Annotated in this window: 15 protein-coding genes; 2 read left to right on the top strand and 13 right to left on the bottom strand. The window is 69.2% G+C overall.

What is annotated here, in order from left to right; all coding sequences use genetic code 11:
- Positions 1-3 precede the first annotated feature (3 nt).
- Positions 4-648: a maleylacetoacetate isomerase gene (maiA, locus tag VEC11_RS16930; RefSeq protein WP_464134768.1), complete on the top strand. Its 645-nt coding sequence runs from the start codon at positions 4-6 to the stop codon at positions 646-648.
- A gap of 52 nt (positions 649-700) precedes the next feature.
- Complete coding sequence (locus tag VEC11_RS16935; RefSeq protein ID WP_464135569.1) at positions 701-1,489, top strand: class II aldolase/adducin family protein; 789 nt, start codon at positions 701-703, stop codon at positions 1,487-1,489.
- Here the strand turns inward: VEC11_RS16935 and VEC11_RS16940 are convergent.
- From VEC11_RS16940 to VEC11_RS17000, 13 genes are all read right to left on the bottom strand, one after another.
- Positions 1,486-2,814, bottom strand: a complete 1,329-nt coding sequence (locus tag VEC11_RS16940; protein WP_464134773.1) for a spinster family MFS transporter — start codon at positions 2,812-2,814, stop codon at positions 1,486-1,488. The two genes, VEC11_RS16935 and VEC11_RS16940, sit on opposite strands and share 4 nt — an antisense overlap.
- A gap of 157 nt (positions 2,815-2,971) precedes the next feature.
- Positions 2,972-5,266: a TonB-dependent receptor gene (locus VEC11_RS16945; RefSeq protein WP_464134778.1), complete on the bottom strand. Its 2,295-nt coding sequence runs from the start codon at positions 5,264-5,266 to the stop codon at positions 2,972-2,974.
- 11 nt (positions 5,267-5,277) lie between these two features.
- Entirely contained in the window at positions 5,278-6,120 is an 843-nt protein-coding gene (locus tag VEC11_RS16950; RefSeq protein ID WP_464134783.1) for an alpha/beta fold hydrolase, read from the bottom strand.
- 154 nt (positions 6,121-6,274) lie between these two features.
- A complete protein-coding gene (locus tag VEC11_RS16955; RefSeq protein ID WP_464134788.1) occupies positions 6,275-6,646 on the bottom strand; it encodes a hypothetical protein in 372 nt (123 codons plus the stop codon).
- A gap of 10 nt (positions 6,647-6,656) precedes the next feature.
- Complete coding sequence (locus VEC11_RS16960) at positions 6,657-6,926, bottom strand: hypothetical protein (protein WP_464134791.1); 270 nt, start codon at positions 6,924-6,926, stop codon at positions 6,657-6,659.
- Positions 6,927-7,023: 97 nt separating this feature from the next.
- Positions 7,024-7,299 carry a hypothetical protein gene (locus VEC11_RS16965; protein ID WP_464134794.1) on the bottom strand — a complete coding sequence of 92 codons (276 nt, stop codon included), beginning with the start codon at positions 7,297-7,299 and terminating at the stop codon, positions 7,024-7,026.
- A gap of 45 nt (positions 7,300-7,344) precedes the next feature.
- Positions 7,345-7,875, bottom strand: coding sequence for a hypothetical protein (locus VEC11_RS16970; protein ID WP_464134799.1), 531 nt, complete (start codon positions 7,873-7,875; stop codon positions 7,345-7,347).
- A 61-nt stretch (positions 7,876-7,936) separates the two neighbouring features.
- Positions 7,937-8,161, bottom strand: coding sequence for a hypothetical protein (locus tag VEC11_RS16975; RefSeq protein ID WP_464134805.1), 225 nt, complete (start codon positions 8,159-8,161; stop codon positions 7,937-7,939).
- A gap of 101 nt (positions 8,162-8,262) precedes the next feature.
- The gene (locus tag VEC11_RS16980) at positions 8,263-10,770 is read right to left on the bottom strand and encodes an ABC transporter permease (RefSeq protein WP_464134809.1); all 2,508 of its coding nucleotides are present in this window, start codon (positions 10,768-10,770) and stop codon (positions 8,263-8,265) included.
- Between the two features lie 18 nt (positions 10,771-10,788).
- A complete protein-coding gene (locus VEC11_RS16985) occupies positions 10,789-13,245 on the bottom strand; it encodes an ABC transporter permease (protein ID WP_464134814.1) in 2,457 nt (818 codons plus the stop codon).
- A 12-nt stretch (positions 13,246-13,257) separates the two neighbouring features.
- On the bottom strand, positions 13,258-15,753 hold the full coding sequence (locus VEC11_RS16990; protein ID WP_464134817.1) for an ABC transporter permease: 2,496 nt from the start codon (positions 15,751-15,753) through the stop codon (positions 13,258-13,260).
- 12 nt (positions 15,754-15,765) lie between these two features.
- Positions 15,766-18,267, bottom strand: coding sequence for an ABC transporter permease (locus tag VEC11_RS16995; protein ID WP_464134821.1), 2,502 nt, complete (start codon positions 18,265-18,267; stop codon positions 15,766-15,768).
- Positions 18,268-18,285: 18 nt separating this feature from the next.
- A complete protein-coding gene (locus tag VEC11_RS17000) occupies positions 18,286-18,963 on the bottom strand; it encodes a GIN domain-containing protein (protein WP_464134826.1) in 678 nt (225 codons plus the stop codon).
- Positions 18,964-18,977: the final 14 nt, after the last annotated feature.

The following is an 18,977-nucleotide window of genomic DNA, read 5'->3' on the forward strand; positions in this document are numbered from 1 at the left end:
GCCATGAAGCTGGTCCTCTACGATTATTACCGGTCGTCGGCGAGCTACCGCGTCCGCATCGGCCTCAACCTCAAGGGCGTGCCCTACGAGCGCGTGGCCGTGAACCTGCTCGAGGGGGAGCAGAAGGACGAGACCTATCGCGCCCGCAACCCGCAGGGCTTCGTGCCGATGCTGGAGGTGGACGGCCAGCGTTTCACGCAGAGCCTCGCCATCCTGGCCTGGCTCGACGCGGCTTTCCCCGACCCGCCCTTCTTTCCCGAAGCGCCCGCCGACTGGGGCCATGTCCGCGCGCTGGCCCTGACCATCGCCGCGGACATCCATCCGCTCAACAATCTGCGCGTGCTGAAGCGCCTCGCGGAAATGGGCATCGACCAGGCCGGCCGCGACGACTGGTACCGGCACTGGATCCGCGAGGGCTTCGACGCGCTGGAGGCGCTCGCCGCGCCCCGCGCCGGCGCCTTCCTGGTCGGCGACACGCCGACTTTGGCGGATGTCTGCCTGGTCCCGCAAATGTACAATGCCCGCCGCTTCGACGTCGCGCTCGACGCCTGGCCGACCCTGGTCCGCGCCGACGCCAGTGCGACCGCGCTCGAGGCCTTCGCCGCGGCCCATCCGGACAGGGTCGCGCCGCCGCCGCCGAGCGGCTAGAACGGGTGCAAAGGAGACAGACATGGGACGCGTCGACAATCTCGCGAAGAGCATGGCCGAGGCCCATGCCCTGTCCACCGTGGACATCCCGCCCATGCAGGACAAGGTCAGCGCCGAGGAGTGGAAGATCCGCGTCGACCTCGCCGCCGCCTACCGGCTGGTTGCGCATTTCGGCTGGGACGACCTGATCTTCACCCATCTCTCCGCCCGCGTGCCCGGGCCCGAGCATCATTTCCTGCTCAACCCCTATCAGCTGATGTTCGAGGAGGTGACCGCCTCGTCGCTGGTCAAGGTCGACATGAGCGGCAATCCGGTCGACCCGACCCCGTTCATGACCAATGCGGCGGGCTTCACCATCCATAGCGCGCTGCACATGGCGCGCGAGGACGCCCATGCGGTCATGCACCTGCACACGCCCCACGGCCAGGCGGTCGCCGCCCATGCCGAGGGCCTGCTCCCGCTCACCCAGACCGCGATGGTGATCCGGGACGAGATCGCCTATCACGATTATGAGGGAATCGCGGTCGACCTCAGCGAGCGCGAGCGGATCATCCAGGACCTGGGCGACAAGAGCGCGATGATCTTCCGCAACCACGGCACGCTGACCGTCGGCGAGACCGTGGGCGAGGCCTTCCTCAAGCTCTACTTCCTCGAGCGCGCCTGCGAGGCGCAGGTGCTGGCGCTGTCGGCGGGCGAGGGGAACCTCAACAACCCGCCGCAGGGCGCCCCCGAAATGGCGGCGCAGCAGGGCAAGGTCAGCCTCAAGATGGGCGCGAACCTGCTCGCCTGGCCAGCCCTGCTCAGGAAGGCCTACCGGCTCGACCCGAGCTTCGCGACCTAGGCCACCCAGTCCTTCGCCAGCCGGCGCGAGGCGATGAAGTAGAAGACGGCGCTCAGCCCATAGAAGGCGAGGCCGTAGAGGATCGAATATTTGAGCGCCTGGTCGCCATAGGCCGGGCCCATCACGTCGGACATGAAGCCGAAGAAGAAGACGCCGAAGCCGATCCCGATCAGATTGTTGACGAACAGGAAGCTGGCGCTGGCGGTGGCGCGCATCGCCGGCGGGACGATATGCTGGACTGCGGCGATCACCGGACCGAGCCAGGCCAGGCCGAGCATCTGGCCGACCGTGAAGAGCAGCCAGCCGAGCCAGAGCGTCGGCGCGAACAGGCCGAGCGCGAAGACCGGCAACGCGATGGCGAAGCAGATAGCCGGGATGCGCGCATAGGAGCCGGGATCGCCCGGCCCCGTCCGGTCGCCGAGCCAGCCGCCGAGCCAGGTGCCGGCGACGCCGCCAATCAGGACGATCGAGCCGTAGAAGACCGAGATCCTGAGCAGGTTCGGGTCGGTGCCGCCGGTGAACCAGGCGGGGAGCAGGTTCATTAGCGGGTCCATCGCCGCCATGTCGAAGCTCAGGCCGAAGAAGCTCGGCAGCCAGAAGATCAGGCCGTAGCCGAGGATCGAGCCCGAGGCGGCGCCGAGCGAGAGCAGCCAGAAGCTGGGCTTGCGCGCGAGCACACCCGCCACGGTCGCGAGCGGCGGCGCTTCCTCCGGCACGGTGCCCTCGGCGCGGTCGAAGCGGCCGCGCTCCGGCTCCCTGATGCAGAGCTTGACGAGCAACGCGACGGGCAGGCCGGCGAGGCCGACGATCAGGAAGGCCGAGCGCCAGTCGAGATGGCTGGCGATCCAGCCGCCGAAGAGGATGCCGAGCGCCGAGCCGATCGGGATGCCGAGCGAGAAGAAGGCGAGCGCGCGGCCCCGCCTTTCCTTCGGATAGAAATCGGAGATCAGGGCGTAGGAGGGGGCGACGCCGCCCGCCTCGCCGACGCCGACGCCCATCCGCGCGAGGAACAATTGCCAGAAATTCTGTGCGAGGCCGCAGGCGGCGGTGAACAGGCTCCACAAGGCCACCGAGCCGGCGATGATGTTCACCCGGCTCCGGCGGTCGGCCAGCCAGGCGATCGGGATGGCGAGGCCCGAATAGAACAGCGCGAAGGCGAGCCCGCCCATCAGCCCGAGCTGGGTGTTGGTGAGGCCCAGCTCCGCCTTGATCGGCACCGCGAGGATGCCGATGATCTGCCGGTCGACGAAGTTGAAGATATAGGCGAGGAGCAGGACGAGCAGGACGCTCCTGCCGGCGCCGGATTTCGTCCCTTCAATCGCCACCAAATGTCTCCGCTGGATCGGACCCCGGCTCCCTCTCCCCGGCGGGGAGAGGGTTGGGGTGAGGGGGCTCGACCGCGGAAACGAAGCTCCGGGCGCCAAACACCCCCTCCCTGCCCTCCCCCTCTAGGGGGAGGAGTTCAAGGTCGCCAGTCTCCGCCTAGAAACGGATGCCGGCGCGCACGTAGATCGTCTGCGGGGCGCCGTAATAGACGGTGCGGATGCTGCCGATCGAGGAGAAATCCTGGCCGTCGGTCTTGTACGCCTTGTCGAAGATGTTGTTGGCGTAGAGGCCGATATTCCAGCGGCGGTTGGCGGTCTCGTAGACCAGCCGCGCGTCGACCAAAGCGTAGCCGTCCTGGAACAGGCCGGTCACCGGATTGGTCGTCCCCACATTGCCGACCACATAGGTGTTGTCGACGGCGAGCGCGGTCAGCGAGCGGTAGCGCATCTGGGCGCCGAAGGTCAGGAAGCCCGTCTCGCCCATATTGGCCTCGTACTGGCCACCGAGGCGCCAGGTCCAGCGCGGCGCGAAGGCCGGCCGCTGGAAGGCGCGGCTGCCGCCCGGGAAGCGGGCGTCGGCGAACTCGTCATATTCGGCATGGAGATAGCCGATCTGGGTGTCGAGCAGCAGGCCCGGCAAAGGCGTCCAAGCCGCCTCCACCTCGAGCCCCTTGATGTCGAGCCGGCCGGCATTGATCACCGACAGGACCGGCGAGGGCAGGTTGGTCACCGGATCGAGGCCGGTGCCGGCGACGCGCGCCTGGAAGTTCCTATAGTCGTTGTAGAAGGCGGTGACGTTGAGGCGGAGCTGGCCGGCGATGGTCGAGCGGACGCCGATCTCGTAGCTGTTCACCTCCTCCGGCTCGTACTGGGTGCGCTCGGCGACGCTGTTGGCGCGGCCGTTGAAGCCGCCCGATTTGAAGCCGGTCGCGAAGCGCGCATAGACCATCGCATTGGGCGCGAACTGCCAGTCGATCGTCGCCATGGGCGAGAAATCGTGCCAGGTGTCGTTGGCGATGAACTGGAACGGCGCCAGGCTGGTCAGCAGCGGGCTCGACGAGAAGGTCGAGGTCGTGCGGAAATAGTCCTTTTCCTCGCTCGTGTAGCGGCCGCCGACCGAGATCCGGAATTCCGGGGTCACCGCGAAGCTGAGATTGGCATAGGCCGCATAGCTCTTGGTGACGAGATCGTCGTCGATGGTGCGCAGGAAGGTCGGATTGCCGAGCAAAGGCCCGATCAGGTCGTCGGCATAGGCCTCCTGGTGCGAGACGATATGCTCGCGCAGGTAATAGAGGCCGGCGACCGCGGTCAGCCGCTCGCCCGTATAGGTGAGCTGGAATTCCTGGCTGAACTGGTTCTGGTCGACGCCGACGAAGACGTCGCCCATTTCGAGCTGGGTCGCGTCGATGTCGACGAAATCGTCCGTCTTGAGCTCGCGATAGGCGGTGATCGAGCGCAGCGTCAGGTCAGGCGTGACGTCGAGCGCGATATTGGCCGAGGTGCCCCAATGTTCGAGCTGGGTCGAGTTGGGCAGGCTCGGCGTGGTCCGGCCCGTATAGTCATAGCTGGTCGGATTGAGCGGCAGGACGAGCGCGGTGCCGCCGCCGATCAGGAAGGTCAGGTTGTTCTGCGGCTGGCCGACATTGAGATGGGCATCGTCCTCGGAATAGTCCGCGGTCAGGTCGATGCGCAGGTTCGAGAGGGGGTTGAGCGCGATCGTGGCGCGCACGGCCTCGGTATTCTTGTCATTATAGTCGCGGCCGAGCACCGGATCCTCGACATAGCCGTCGCGCTGGGCGTGGAGCGCGGCGAGGCCGACGGCGATGCCGTCGGTCAGCGGGCCCGAGACGCTGCCGCGCAGCTCCATCTGGTCGTAGGAGCCGTAAATGGCCGTCACGCTGGCGTGGAACTCGTTGCCCGGCCGGCGGGTCACGAAGCTCAAGGCGCCGCCGATCGTGTTCTTGCCGTAGAGCGTGCCCTGCGGGCCGCGCAGCACCTCGACGCGCTGCAGGTCGAGCAGGTCGAACTGGGTGCCGCGGATGCGGCTCAGATAGACGCCGTCGATATAGACGCCGACGGCGGGGTCGAAGGTCTGCAGCGCGTCAGGCTGGCCGACGCCGCGGATGTAGATGTTGGTGGCGTTGGACGAGCCGCGGCCCGGGACGATGTTGATGTTCGGCACCGCGCCCTGCAGGCCGGTCGGGTCCTGCGCCTGGATGCGGTCGAGGCTGCGCTCGGAGAAGGCGCTGACCGAGGCCGGCACGTTCTGCAGATTCTCCTCGGTGCGCCGGGCGGTGACGGTCACCTCCTGGTCGGCGGCGCCGAGATCCTGCTGGCTCTGGTCGACGGTGCCGTCGGCGATGACCGGAGCGGGCTCGTCCTGGGCGAAGGCGGGGCCGGCATAGGCGGTGAGCGCGATGAGCGCGGTGGTCAGCTTCAGCGTGTTCCTCATGACGTGTCTCCTCACGAATTCGAATTCCGGTTGGCGCGGGCCAAAGACAGGCGGTCCGCGAAATCCTTCAGGGTGGCGTTGAACAGCTCCGGCTCCTCGAGATGCGGGGCATGGCCGGAATTTTCGAAGCGGACGGCGCGGGCGTGCGGCAAGGCGGCGACGAGATGGCTCGCCGTGTCCTCGCCATAGAGCTCGGAGCGGCCGCCATGGACGATCAGGGTCGGGTGCTGGATGCGGTCGAGCAGGGCGCGCATGTCCTGCCGCACGAGGGAGGCCCAGGTCTCGGCGATCGCCTCGGCGTCGTTGCGCGCGAACTGGAGACTGGCCCAGTCGGCCAGCTTGCGATGCTCGGGCGCGACCGGCTGGGCGAAGATCGCCTGGCCGGCGGTGAGCGCGAAGCTCTCGAAATCGTCGCGCATGGCGATGCTGCGCGCCTCGCAGGCCTCGGGCGAGAGGCCGAGATCCCATTCGTCGTCGTTGCGGACGCGGGCGGTCATGTCGACGACGACGGCGCCGGCGAAGCGCTGCCCGGCCGCACCGGCGAGGACGTGCCAGAGGATGGTCGCGCCGAGCGACCAGCCGACCCCGATCGCGCCTTCGAGGTCGAGCGCCCCGGCCAGCTCGGCCACGTCCGCGGCCATTCGTTCCACGCCGGGCATGTCGCCGTCGCCGGCGACGGACTCGCCATGGCCGCGCAGGTCGATCGCGATGATCCGGAAATCCTCGGCCAGCGCGGCCTGCCCGTCGAAGAAGCCGGCATGCGCCATCAGCCCGTGCAGCAGCACGACCGGCGTGCCACGGCCGCTGTCCCGATAGGCGATTCGCGCGCCGTCCGACGTGGTAAAAACCTGCAAGACCCCTCCCCGTGCCGCGTGCGCCCCTGTTCGGAGTTCTGCGGCCACGAGCGCGTCTTTGCCTCATGTGAAACTTGAGTCAATGTTCAAGTTGAAAGTCGGTTCAGTTTTGTCCCGACTGTGGCCGAGTCTCCACACCGCTAGGGCGGCCGGTTCAGCCGGCGAGGTTCGAGAAGCCCGTAAACGCGGCGCGCGTGCAGCTGGCCTGGCGCAGCACCATACGGTCGCGATGGTTCAGCGTGTCGGTCAGCCGGCCGGTGGCGGGGTCGAAGGTGATGACATGGCTGCCCTCGGGATCGTGCCGGTCGCGCAGCAGGATCCGGGCGAGCACGATCCCGCCCACCGCCTCGGTCTCCGCGCAGGCGTCGCTGCACCAGCGGCGGAGGTCGAGGTCGATCCGGTAGCTGATTTCCCAAGGCCTGGCCTCGCTCTCGGGCAGGGCGAGGCCGAGCGGGCCGGCGCGCTCGGTGCCGGTGCAGACGAGGTTGAAGGCCAGAGCAGCCTGCAGCGCGGCGCTCAGGAGCAACGCCTGCGCCTCAGCGGTTGAGGCGGCCGAAGACCAGGCCGGCGCCGTCCTGGCGGCGCTCGCCCTCTTCCTCCCGCCGTTCCTGTGCCCCGCCGGGTTTGCGCTCCGGCGCGGCGAGGCGCGCGACCACCTCCTCGAACGTGCCCTCGACGGCCACCTGGTGGCCCTCGAAGAAGATGTCGGTGAACGCGCCGGCGGCGGAGCGGACATGGGTGACGAGCTCGGGATTGACCGCCACCTTGCCGCCGCCGCCCTTGCGCATCACGATCAGTCTCGCCACCGAAATCTCCTTGATCCCGATCAGGCGCGTAGCAGCAATTCGTTAAGCTCCGCTTTGCGCCGCGGCACTGCGGCCCGGGCGCGGGACGGCCCCTGGCTCAGCGGTCCAGCCGGCCGAAGATGAAGTCGCTGTCCGGCCGCCGGTCGAAGCGGTCGCTCGCCTCCCCGGCCGTCTCGTCCCTCGGCCGGGCGGCGGGATCCGGCGTCGTCAGCCGGGCGACGATCTCCTCGAACGTGCCCTCGACCGCGACCTGCTGTTCGCCGATGAAGATGTCGGTGAAGGCCCCGCTCGCCGAGCGGACATGGGTCACATGGTCCGTATTGACGGCGACCTTGCCGCCGCCCCCTTTCTTCAGCACGATCAGTCTCGCCACCGGGGCCTCCTCGAAAAGGCACGAACAGCCGCTGCATGAAATTCGTCAGACGCGGTTTTGCTCCAGCTTGCCGTGCGCGGTCGCGTCCAGCGGCGGCCCGGCGGCGAAGACCGTGGCGCGCGCCTTGCCGAGCTCGCGCATCCCCTCGACGGTCGACCAGCCCCAGGCGAAATGGGCGCCGAGCATCACGAAATTGCGCCGCCGCGGATGGCCGCTGGCCGGCTCCAGCAGTCCGAAGGCGGGAATCCAGCCCATATAGGAAGCCAGCCAGATGCCGCCGCCCGCCAGCGCGCCGGCGAAGCGGCCCATGCGCGGATTGGCCGCGGCGAGCAAAGCGCCGCAGCCCGCGCCATAGGCGAAATGGGCGGCGAGGGTGAGGTCGGGGGCGAGGGACGGCGGCGGCGCCAGCACCCGGTCGGTGAGCTCGCGCGGCGGCAGCGGATAGCGCTCCCGGGGCGGCAGCCTCCGGTGCATCCGGCGCATCGCCGAGGTCATCGCCATGGTCGCGACGAAGCCGGCAATGCCGCCGATGATCAGCCGCGAGGTGAGGCCCGGTTCGTCCCGCTTTTCGTCCATGGGAAATCGCTATCAGCGGCCCACACGTCATTCCAGCGAAAGCTGGAATGACAAGGAAGTTTCAGAGTTCCACGCCGCTCGCGATTGCCTCGAGCTTCTTCAGCCGCTCGCGCACCGCGGCGAGCTCGATGCGGACACCGACATCCTCCTTCGCGTCCGGGCCCCGGCGGCTGGCCAGCTCGAGCTTCCGATAGTCGAGCCAGCCGCGCCAGGCGCGCAGGCCCGCGAGGCAGAGCATCGAGGTAATGACAAGCGCCGTCGCGGCGATGATGAGGGTGGTGTTCATACGCTAGGTTCCCGCTCCGCCGGCATGCCACCGCGAATGCGCGCGCGGGCCCGCATTTCCACCAAGGCCCGCGAGTCTTCGACGAAGGTCATCCGGCGTTCCTATTCATATCTGAGCGCGACGATCGGGCTGGCGCGCGCGACCCGCAGCGCGTGGCCGGCCACGGTCGCAGTGGCGATGGCCAGAGCGAGCAGGCCTGCGAGCAGGAACGGCTCCGGCCCGAGAGGGATCCGCGCGTCGAAGCCGTTCAGCCAGTCGCGCATCGCCCACCAGGCGACCGGCCAGGCGATCAGATTGGCGATGATGACCGGCTTGGAGAATTGCCAGACGAGCAGGCGGACGATGTCGCGGGTGCGCGCGCCGAGCACCTTCCTGATCCCGATCTCCCGGGTGCGCCGCTCCGCGGCGAAGGCGGCGAGCCCATAGAGGCCGAGGCAGGCGATCACCACCGCCAGCAGCGCGAAGCCGGCGAACAGGCGGCTCCGCGCCTGCTCGGCACCGTAAAGCTGGGTGACCCGCTCCTCGCTATATTCGCCGTCGAAGGGAACGTCGGGCGCCAGCCGCCGCCAGGTCTGCTCGACCCGGGCGCGCACCGCGGCAGGGTCGACATCCGCATAACGCAGCAGCAGATTGGCGGCGGCATTGCGGTCGAGCCGGAAGACGATCGGCTCGATCGGGTCGCGTACCGTGCGGAAGCGGGAATCCTGCACGATCCCGATCACCCGCGCCGGCACCGGCGGCTCGTCCGCGCCGAACCAGCGAAGCGCGATCTCCCGCCCCAGGGCCGCGGCGGGATCGCGGAAACCGAGCCGGCGCGCGGCGAGCGCGTTGATCACCACATTGGCGCCGCGCGCCCTCAGCGCCGTCCGCGCCGCGGGGTCGGGATCGGGCGGGAGCGTGGCGTCATCCGCCGCCCGGCGCGGATCGAACAGACGGCCGGCGACGGGCCTGATTTCCATGGTGCGGAAGAAGCCGGCGTCGACCGCATAATCGCCGAGCATGACCGGTGCCGCCTGGCCCGGCATGGCCGCCTCGGTCTGCCGCTCGATCCGCGTCGCGACTCCGATCGAGGAGCGGCCGACCGCGACGATGCCGGGGACGCGCGCCATTTCCCCGGCGATGGCGTCGGTCCGTCCGAGCAACTGGCGGCGGCCCAGATTTTCGCTCTGGATCAGCCCCTCGCGGCGGAATCCGGGATCCAGCGTGCGCGCGAAATCGGTCTGCGCATAGACGATCGACGTGCAGACGATGAGGCCGATCGAGACTGCGAACTGGGCCACGACGAGGATGCTGCGCAGCCGCCCGGTGCCCGCCCCCTCGGCCGAGGCCCTGCCGGCCTTCAGCACCAGCGCCGGGCGGAAACGGCTGAGAAAGAGCGCCGGATAGAGTCCGCCGCCGGCGCCGACGACGAGCAGGATGGCGAGGATCGCGCCGAGCATCCCGCGCGGGCCGAAATAGTCGAGCGAGAGATCCGCCTGCAGCAGCCCGGAGAGGAGAGGCAGCGAGAGCTCGACCAGGGTGAGCGCGACCACCATGGCGACGGCAGTGATCAGCAGGGATTCGCCGATGAACTGGCCGATCAGCTGCTTGCGACGGGCGCCGAGCACCTTCCTCAGCGCCACTTCGCGGGCGCGCTGGCCGGCGCGGGCCGTCGCCAGGTTGATGAAGTTGATCGACGCCATGGCGAGGATCAGCAGGGCGATGATGGTGAAGGTGGCGATCGTGCCGCGGTCGTTGCCGGGCTTGATCGCGCCGTCCTGCGCCGGCCCGAGGTGGATGTCACGGATATTGACGATGCCATAGTCGACGCTGTCGCCGCGCCCGAAAGCGGGGTCGCCCGGCCGCTCGCCGGGGACGTGGCGCCGCTGCCAGGCGGCGAGCCCGGCCCTGACCGCCGCCGGATCGGCGCCCGGGCGCAGGGTGAAATAGTTCCAGCCGTTGCGGCAGTCCCAGCAGCTGGTGAGGAATTCGGGCTGGGAGGCCCACCAGCGGGGGAAGTCGGCGCGGGCGACGATGCGGAGCGCGAGGTGACTGTCGCGCGGCAGGTCGCGAAGGATGCCGGTCACCCGATAGTCGTTCGAGACGCCGCGCGAGATCATGGTGAGGGTGCGGCCGATGGCGTGTTCGGTGCCGTAGATGCGGCGCGCCTCGCTCTCGGTCAGGACCACGCTGTTGGTCTGCGCGAGCGCCGTCGCCGGATCGCCTTCCGCGAAGGGGAAGCGCAGGACGTCGAACAGGTTACCGTCGACGAACAGCGAATCCTCCCCCGAAAAGGCCTCTCCGCCGCGCATCACCACGGGCGAGGTCCAGTGCGCATAGACCAGCCGGTCGATCTCGGGGACGTCCGCCTTGAGCCGCCGCCCGGCCACATAGGAGGTGAGCTGCGAGTCCGTCGCCGCCCCGGTCTGGCGCGAGGTGAGCTTCAGCTGCAGCTGATAGGCATTTTCGGACCCGGGCAGCCAGGCGTCATAACGGGTCTCGTAGCGGACGTAGAGGAGCAGGGTGAGGCAGGCCGCCAGGCCGATCGCCAGCCCGGAGATGTTGATCAACGTATACATCCGGCTGCCGAGCAGCGCGCGCAGGCCGACGACGAAATAGTTGCGCCACATGAGCCCCTCCCCTCTCTCCTATTCGTATCGCAGCGCGATGATCGGATTGGCGCGGGCGATGCGGACGGCATGGCTCGCGATCGTGGCCGCGGCGATGACCAGCGCGACCAGTCCGGCCCCGACGAACAGCACGGGACTGAGACTGATCCGCTCGTTGAAGCCGGCCAGCCAGTTGGTCATCACCCACCAGGCAATCGGCCAGGCGATGAGGTTGGCGATGATCACCGGCTTGGAGAATTGCCACATCAGCAGGCGCAATATGTCGCGCGTCCGCGCCCCGAGCACCTTGCGCAGGCCGATCTCCTTGGTCCGCCGTTCGGCGGTGAAGGCGGCAAGCGCGTAGAGGCCGAGGCAGCCGATCGCGATGGCGAGCAGGGCGGCTGCGGCGAAGACGTAGCCGCGCGCCTCGTCGGCATCGTACAGCTCGGCGACGACATTGGCCACGAACACCGCCTCGAACGGCACGTCGGGCGCGTTGCTTTGCCAGATCCGGCGGATCTGCTCGGTCGGCGCGGCGGCCGACCGGCTCGCATAGCGGACAACCAGGCTGCCATGGCCGGTGCCGGTCATATAATAGAGGATCGGCTCCATCTCGTCGCGCATCGACCGGTACTGGACGTCGGCGACCACGCCGACCACGGTCAAGGTGACCGCGTCGCTGCGGAACTGCTTCCCGATTGCCTCTTGCGGGCTGCGATAGCCGAGCTGGCGGGCCCCGGCGACGCTCAGCACGACATTGGCAGCGGGGTTCGGCGGCGCCTCGTTGCTGAACGCGACGGTGGCGTCGTCCCCGCCGAAGCGGGTCGAGAAGGCGCGGCCCGCGACCACCTCGATCCCCATCGCCCCGAAGAAATTCTCGTCGACGCCGTAGATGCCGATGCCCACCGGCTCGGTCCGGCCCGGCACGGTCACGAAGGTGGTGGACCGCCCCTCGTCGGCGGGGGTGAGATCGCCCCGGCCCACCGCCACCACGCCGGGCAGCCGCGCAACCTGGTCGCGGATCGTTTGGGCCACCGGCACGACCTGCGCTCGCCCCAGATTCTCGACGACGATCAGGCCCTCGCGGTCATAGCCGGCGTCGGCGTTGCGGACATATTGGGTCTGCAGATAGATGACCGCGGTGCAGATGATCAGGCAGATCGAGACCGAGAACTGGGCCACGACGAGCAGCGTGCGCAGCCGCGACGAGGCCCTCGTGCCGGTGACCTGGCCCGCCTTGAGCACCGCCGCGGAGCTGAACCCCGAGAGGTAGAAAGCGGGATAGAGGCCGCCGATCAGCCCGACGACGAGGGCGAGGCCGAACATGGCGGGCAGGACCCCGCCCTCGCCGACATAGACGAGCGTAAGCCGGTCATCGAGAAAGGCCGACAGCGCCGGCAGGGTCAGCTCGACCAGGGCGAGCGCCAGCAGCAGCGCGACGAAGGCCATCAGCACCGCCTCGCCGAGGAATTGCGCGATCAGCTGCCGGCGCATCGCCCCCAGCACCTTGCGCAGGGCGACTTCGCGCGCGCGCTGGGTGGCGCGGGCGGTGGTGAGGTTGACGAAGTTCACGCAGGCGATTCCCAGGATCAGGATCGCCACCACCGCGAAGGCCAGCAGGGTCGAGCGGTCGTTGCCCGGCGTCATCGCGCCCTCCTGGAAGCGGCCGAGATGCACGTCGCGGACATTTTCGAGATGCAGCGCCCAGCGCTTGGCGCGGCTCATCTGGCCGGGGCCGACCGTGTCGACCGGGATGACGCGCTCCTCCCAGGCGGGGAGCCGGGCGTTGATCGCGGCCGGGTCGGCGCCGGGCCGCAGGCGGACATAGACATAGGCGGGGACGCTGTTCCACCGCTCCATGGCCTGCGGATTGTCGGGGAAGACGCTGCCCGAGATCCGGCTCACCATCGCCAGGCGGATATGGCTGTTGTCGGGCAGGTCGCGCAGCACGCCGGTGACGCGCAGCACCGCGGTGACGCCGTTCCTTGCGATGGTCAGGGTCCGCCCCATCGGATCCTCATTGCCGAAATATTTGCGCGCCTCGGTCTCGGTGAGGACGAGGGAATCGGCACCGCCGAGCGCGGTCTGCCGGTCGCCGCGGACGAGGGGCAGATTGAGCACGTCGAAGAAGGATTCGTCGGCCATCACCATCGGGGCGTAGGTGGACTGGCCGTTCTGCTGGACGATCGAACGCGTCTGCCAGAGCGCGGTGACGGCCTCGACCTCGGGGAAATCCCGCCTGAGCCCGGCGGCGACCGGATAGAAGGTCCGCTGGAGGAAGGAGGGCGGCTCGTCGGTCGCCACCCGCTCGCTCTGCACCTGGTAGGTCCGCTCCGCATTGGGCAGCCAGGCGTCATAGCTGAAGTGGTGCCGGACGAAGAGCAGGATCAGTACGCAGGCTGCGAAGCCCAGGGTCAGGCCGAAAATGTTGACGAACGTATAGGTCTTGTTCTTGGCGAAGGCCCGAAAGCCGACCGTCAGATAATTCCGCCACACAGTCCTGCTCCCTTATTCATATCTGAGCGCGATGATCGGATTGGCCCGCGCGACCCGGATCGCGTGGCCCGCGACGGTGCCGATCGCGATCGCGAGCGCGATCAGGCCGGCGAGGACGAACGGCCCCGGGCCGAGGTCGATGCGGGTGTCGAAGGTGTCCAGCCAGTCGCGCATCGCCCACCAGGCGACCGGCCAGGCGATCAGGTTGGCGAGCACCACCGGCTTCGAGAATTGCCAGGCGAGCAGGCGGATGATGTCGAGGACGCTCGCCCCGAACACCTTCCTGATCCCGATCTCCTTGGTCCGGCGCTCGGCGGTGAAGGCGGCGAGGCCGAACAGCCCCATGCAGGCGATCAGCACCGCCAGCAGCGCGAAGGCGGCGAAGGTCTGCGCCCTGGCCCGTTCCGCGGCGTAGAGATCGGCGATGATCGCCTCGCTGGTCCGCGCCTCGAACGGGACGTCGGGCACGAGCCGCTTCCAGACCGTCTCGATGGCCTGCTGCACGGCCGGCGCGTCGGCGCCCGAATGGCGGACGATCAGCCAGTCGAGCGCGCCGCGGGTCTGCCGGAACAGCGTGGCGCGGATGGGGTCGCGGACCGAGCGGAAGCGGCTGTCCTCGACCACGCCGATGATGGTCAGCGGCACCGGGCCGACATCCTCGCCGAGCAGCTCGGCCCGCACCTGTTGGCCGATGGCCGCGCGGGGCGAGCGGAAGCCGAGCGCGGTGGCAGCGCGCGCGTTGATCAGGATGTTGATGCCGCGCGCCGCCAGGGCGCGGTCCGCCGCCTCGTCGCGGGGGGAGGCGCGGGTGGCGTCGTCGGCGGCGCGGTTCTCCTCGAACAGGCGCCCCGCGAGCGGCTCGATCTCCATCGTCTGGAAGAAATTGGGGCCAACGGGCACGATGCTGATCTCGACCGACTGGGCGAGCCCCGGGACCTGGACGCGCTGGGTGACGTTGCCGGTCGTGCCGACGCCGACATTGGAGCGCGCCACCCCGTCGACGCCCTCGATCCGGCGAACCTCCTGCATGAGCGCCTCGGCGACCCGAGCGACCCGCGCGTCGCTCATATTGGCGATCTGGATGAGGCCGGCGCTGCGATAGCCGGGATCGGCGGTGCGCGCGTAGACGGTCTGCGCGTAGATGATCGCGGTGCAGATGATGAGCCCGATCGAGACCGAGAATTGGGCGACGACGAGCAGGGTGCGGATCCGGCCCGTCCCCGGCGTCTCGGCGGACGAGCGGTTGGCCTTCAGCACCAGTCCGGGCTTGAAGCGCGAGAGATAGAAAGCCGGGTAGAGCCCGCCGGCCAGGCCGATCAGCAGGACCAGCCCGATGATCGGGAGAAGCAGGCCGCCGCTGCCGAGATAGGTGATCGACAGGTCGGCATCGAGGAAGGCCGCATAAGGGGCGAGCAGCAGCTCGACCGCGGCCAGCGCGATCAGCATGGCGACGGTCGCGACGAGCAGGGATTCGCCGAGGAACTGGACGACGAGCTGCTGGCGGCGGGCGCCGAGCACCTTGCGGAGCGAGACTTCCCGCGCGCGGCGGCTGGCCGAGGCGGTGGAGAGGTTGATGAAGTTGAAGCAGGCGGTGGCGAGCACCAGAAAGGCGACGATCGCGAAGGTCGCGATCGTGGTGCGGTCGTTGCCGCGCACTGCGGCGCCGTCCTGCGCGTCGCCCAGATGAACGTCGCGCAGGGCGACGAGGCGATAATCCTGCTGGGCCCGGAAATCGCTGTCGGCGCTGCCGGCGGGGATGTTGCGCGCCTCCCAGGCCGGCATCTGCCGGTGGATCTCCCCGGCCGTGCTTCCCGGGCGGAGCGCGACATAGACCCAGCCTGCCTGCCAGCCCCAGTCGGTGAAGAAGTCGGACGTGGCGCCGAAATAGCTGGCCGGATCGAAGCGGGTCAGCATGCGCAGGCGCATGTGCGAGTTGCGCGGCAGATCGCGCATCACCCCGCCGACGCGGTGATCGACGTTGCTGCCGTTGACCGTCACGGTCAGCGTCTGGCCGACCGGGTTGCCCGGGCCGAACAGGCGGAGCGCCTCGCTCTCCGAGAGCACCACCATGCCCGGCTGGGCGAGCGCGGTGCGCGGGTCGCCATGGACGAGCGGGAAGGCGAAGACGTCGAAAAAGGGGCCGTCGACCATCGCCGCCTCGGGCACCGCGAAGGCCTGGCCGCCACGGATCACGGTGGCCGTGTTGGGCAGCAGATAGACCCGGCGCTCGACCTGCGGGAAATCGCGCGCGAGCGCCAGGCCGGAGACGTAGGAGGACATTTGCAGATTGGGATCGTCGCCATTCTGCTGCGGCGCATAATCGGTCTGCACCTGGTAGATATTCTCGGCGTTCGGAACCCAGTCGTCATAGCTGAGCTCGTAGCGGACGTAGAGCAGGATCATCAGGCAGGCGGCGAAGCCGAGCGCGAGGCCGAGCACGTTGATCAATGCATAGGTCCGGTTGCGCGCGAAGGCCCGCAGGCCCGCCGTCAGATAGTTCCGCCACATGGTTCTGCTCCCCTATTCGTATCTGAGCGCGATGATCGGGTTGGCGCGGGCAACGCGGATGGCGTGGCCGGCAACGGTCGCGACCGCGATGACGAGCGCGACCAGGCCGGCGAGCACGAAGGGCTCGGGCCCGAGCGCGATCCGCGCGTCGAAGCCGTTCAGCCAGTCGCGCATCACCCACCAGGCGACCGGCCAGGCGATCAGATTGGCGACCACCACCGGCTTGGAGAATTGCCAGGCGAGCAATTTGACGATGTCGCGCACCGTCGCTCCGAACACCTTGCGGATGCCGATCTCGCGCGTCCGGCGCTCCGCGGCGAAGGCGGCGAGGCCGAACAGGCCGAGACAGGCGATCATTACCGCCAGAAGGGCGAAGACGGCGAAGACGATGCCGCGCGTCTCCTCGCCATTGTAGAGCTGGCGGACGATGTCGTCGCTGAACTCCGCCTCGAACGGCACCTGCGGCGCAATCCGTTTCCACACCTGCTCGACCCGTGCGCGCACCTCGGCCGGATTGCCGGAATAGCGGACGAGCAGCCAGGCGGGCTGCACGCGGTCGTAGAGGAAGATGGTCGGCGCCACGGCGTCGCGGATCGAGCGGAAGCGGCTGTCGCCGACGATGCCGATCACGGTCGCCGGAGTCCGGCCGACGGTCTCGACGTCGCCGTCATCGGCCTGCAGGGTGCGGCCGACCGCATCGGCGGGATTGCGGAAGCCGAGCTCCCGCGCCGCGCTGGCGTTGAGCACGACATTGTAGCCGCGCCTCGCCATCGCCGCGACCGCTTCATCGTCGTCGCCGGTGACGGTGCTGTCGTCCAGCGCCTGGTGCTCGGTGAAGCCGCGCCCGGCGATGATCGGGATGCCCAGCGTCCGGAAGAAGCCGGTATCGACGCGGTGCAGCTCGAGCTGGACGCCCTCGGCCGCGCCGGGGGCGGTCACCACGATATTGTTCATGCCCCAGGTCGCGACGCCGATCGTCGACTGCCCGACCGAGGTGACGCCCTCGAGCGCGGCGATCTCGCGCAGCATCCGCTCCCTGAGCGGCTGCATGGCGGAGCGGTACATATTGCCGATCTGCAGGATGCCGTCGCGACGATAGCCGGGGTCGACGGTCCTGGCGAAGGCGGTCTGGGCGTAGATGACGCTGGTGCAGATGATGAGCCCGATCGAGACCGCGAACTGCCCGATGACGAGCGCGTTGCGCAGCCGCCCGGTGCCGGCCGCCTCGGCGGAGGACTGGTTCGCCTTGAGCACCGACGCGGGGCGGAAGTGGGAGAGGACGAAGGCCGGGTAGAGACCGCCGGCCCCGCCGACGAGGAGGACGAGGCCGACGATCGGCAGCAGCAGCCCGCCCTCGCCGAGATAATGCAGGCTCATGTCGGTCTCGACGAAGCTGTTCACCGCGGGCAGCAGCAATTCGACGAGGGCGAGGGCGAGCACGGTGGCAAGCGCCGTCACCAGCATGGATTCGCCGAGGAACTGGGCGATGAGCTGCTTGCGCGAGGCGCCGAGCACCTTGCGGAGCGCCACTTCGCGGGCGCGCTTGCTGGCGCGGGCAGTGGCGAGGTTGACGAAATTGACGACGGCGAGCGCGAGCAGCAGCGCGCCGACGATGCCGAGCGCGGTGATCGTGCCGCGGTCGTTGATCGGGCGCATCCCGTCCCCGGCCTTGCCGAGATGGATGTCGCGCACGTTGACCAGCCGCCAGTCGATGTTGGTGCCGGGATTGCTGCGCTGGCCGCCCTGGACCTGGTCCGGGATGTTGCGCCGCTCCCAGGCCGGCATCTGCCGCGCAATCTCGCCGACATCCGCGCCGGGCCTGAGCCGCGCATAGACCCAGCCGTTCTTCGGCATCCACTGGGTGAGGAAGGGCGACTGGGCGCTGCCGAACAGGGTCGGAAAGTCGACCCGCGCGACCACCGACAGAGCGAGGTGGCTGTCGCGCGGCGGATCCTCGACGACGCCGGTGATCTGATAGTCGGTGGTCCCGCCGCTGGTGACGATGCCAAGGGTGCGCCCGACGACGTCGAGCGTGCCGAACCGGCGCAGCGCCTCCGTCCGGGTGAGCACCATCGTGCCCGGCGCCCTCAGCGCCGTCTCGCGCGCCCCGCGCAGGAAGGGCAGGCGCACCACGTCGAACAGGGGGCCGTCGGCGAACACGAAATTCTCGCTGACCGTGCCCTGCCCGTCCTGCAGGATCACCGGCTGCTGGCGGCCGAGATAGACGACCTGCTCGACCTGCGGAAAGTCGCGCAGGCGCTGGCCGGAAATATAGGAGGTCATCTGGGTGCCGCCCGGATAGAGCGTCTGGGCGCCGGGACTCACCCATTGCTGGAGCTGGTAGGTCCGCTCTGCGTCGGGCAGCCTGCTGTCGTAGTTCGTCTCGTAGCGGACATAGAGAAGGACGATGATGCAGGCCGCGAGGCCGATCGTCAGCCCGAAGACGTTGATGAAGGCATAGGTGCGGTTGTGCGCCAGGCTGCGCAGGCCGACGGTCAGGTAATTGCGCCACATCGTCCTTCTCCCCTTCGGCTAGGGTGTCACGCGCGTGCGCAGCGCCGGGACCGCCGGAACGGCGGGCGGCGCATGCGGGGTCTGCAGGGTCGGGTCGAAGGCCTCGACCGGCCGCCGGAGGTCGGCCGCCTTGCCCCTGACCACGGCGCCGCCGTGACGGACCGTCGAGCTGACCGAGGCGGCCTCGCCCCAATAGGTGATCAGGCCGCCGTTCGAGATCGATGCCGCCAGAGTGTCGCGCGGGCGGGCGTAGATCAGGCCGCCATGGGCGACCGCGGCCGAGAGCCGCCCCGCCTCCAGCGCCCGCATGTCGATCATGCCGCCGCTGCTGACCGAGGCCGCGACCGCGGGCTGGGCCGGGAAGTCGCCCAGCACGCGGATGCGACCGCCGTCGCTGACGGCGAGGCCGGCAAGCTCGGGCGTGATGATCTCGACCTCGAACGGCTGGCGGTGACTGCAGCGCGGCTGGCAGCGGTCGATCACCAGCCGGTCGCCCTCGTCCCGGATCGGGCGCGAGGCCGGGTCGCCGCTGCGAACGGTGACGGTGCGGGTCGCGCCGTAGCGCACCGTCACCGTGCCGCCGCCGCGAAGCTCGATCGAGCGGAAGCCGGCCGGTCCGTCCTGGACGGCGGCCGGTGCCGAGGCCGCGGGCAGCAGCGCCGCGAGCGGAAGCAGCCAATGAGCCCTGAAACGCATATACTCCTCCCTCT

Origin of the sequence: Allosphingosinicella sp. (assembly GCF_035626655.1) — a bacterium.
In the GTDB taxonomy this organism is placed as follows: domain Bacteria; phylum Pseudomonadota; class Alphaproteobacteria; order Sphingomonadales; family Sphingomonadaceae; genus Allosphingosinicella.

Bases quoted from the DNA above. Each gene is read 5' to 3' on its own strand.
- VEC11_RS16980 (WP_464134809.1), bottom strand. From the start codon at position 10,770: ATGTGGCGCAACTATTTCGTCGTCGGCCTGCGCGCGCTGCTCGGCAGC.
- VEC11_RS16945 (WP_464134778.1), bottom strand. From the start codon at position 5,266: ATGAGGAACACGCTGAAGCTGACCACCGCGCTCATCGCGCTCACCGCC.
- VEC11_RS16975 (WP_464134805.1), bottom strand. From the start codon at position 8,161: ATGAACACCACCCTCATCATCGCCGCGACGGCGCTTGTCATTACCTCG.
- VEC11_RS16990 (WP_464134817.1), bottom strand. From the start codon at position 15,753: ATGTGGCGGAACTATCTGACGGCGGGCCTGCGGGCCTTCGCGCGCAAC.
- maiA (WP_464134768.1), top strand. From the start codon at position 4: ATGAAGCTGGTCCTCTACGATTATTACCGGTCGTCGGCGAGCTACCGC.
- VEC11_RS16935 (WP_464135569.1), top strand. From the start codon at position 701: ATGGCCGAGGCCCATGCCCTGTCCACCGTGGACATCCCGCCCATGCAG.
- VEC11_RS16995 (WP_464134821.1), bottom strand. From the start codon at position 18,267: ATGTGGCGCAATTACCTGACCGTCGGCCTGCGCAGCCTGGCGCACAAC.
- VEC11_RS17000 (WP_464134826.1), bottom strand. From the start codon at position 18,963: ATGCGTTTCAGGGCTCATTGGCTGCTTCCGCTCGCGGCGCTGCTGCCC.
- VEC11_RS16970 (WP_464134799.1), bottom strand. From the start codon at position 7,875: ATGGACGAAAAGCGGGACGAACCGGGCCTCACCTCGCGGCTGATCATC.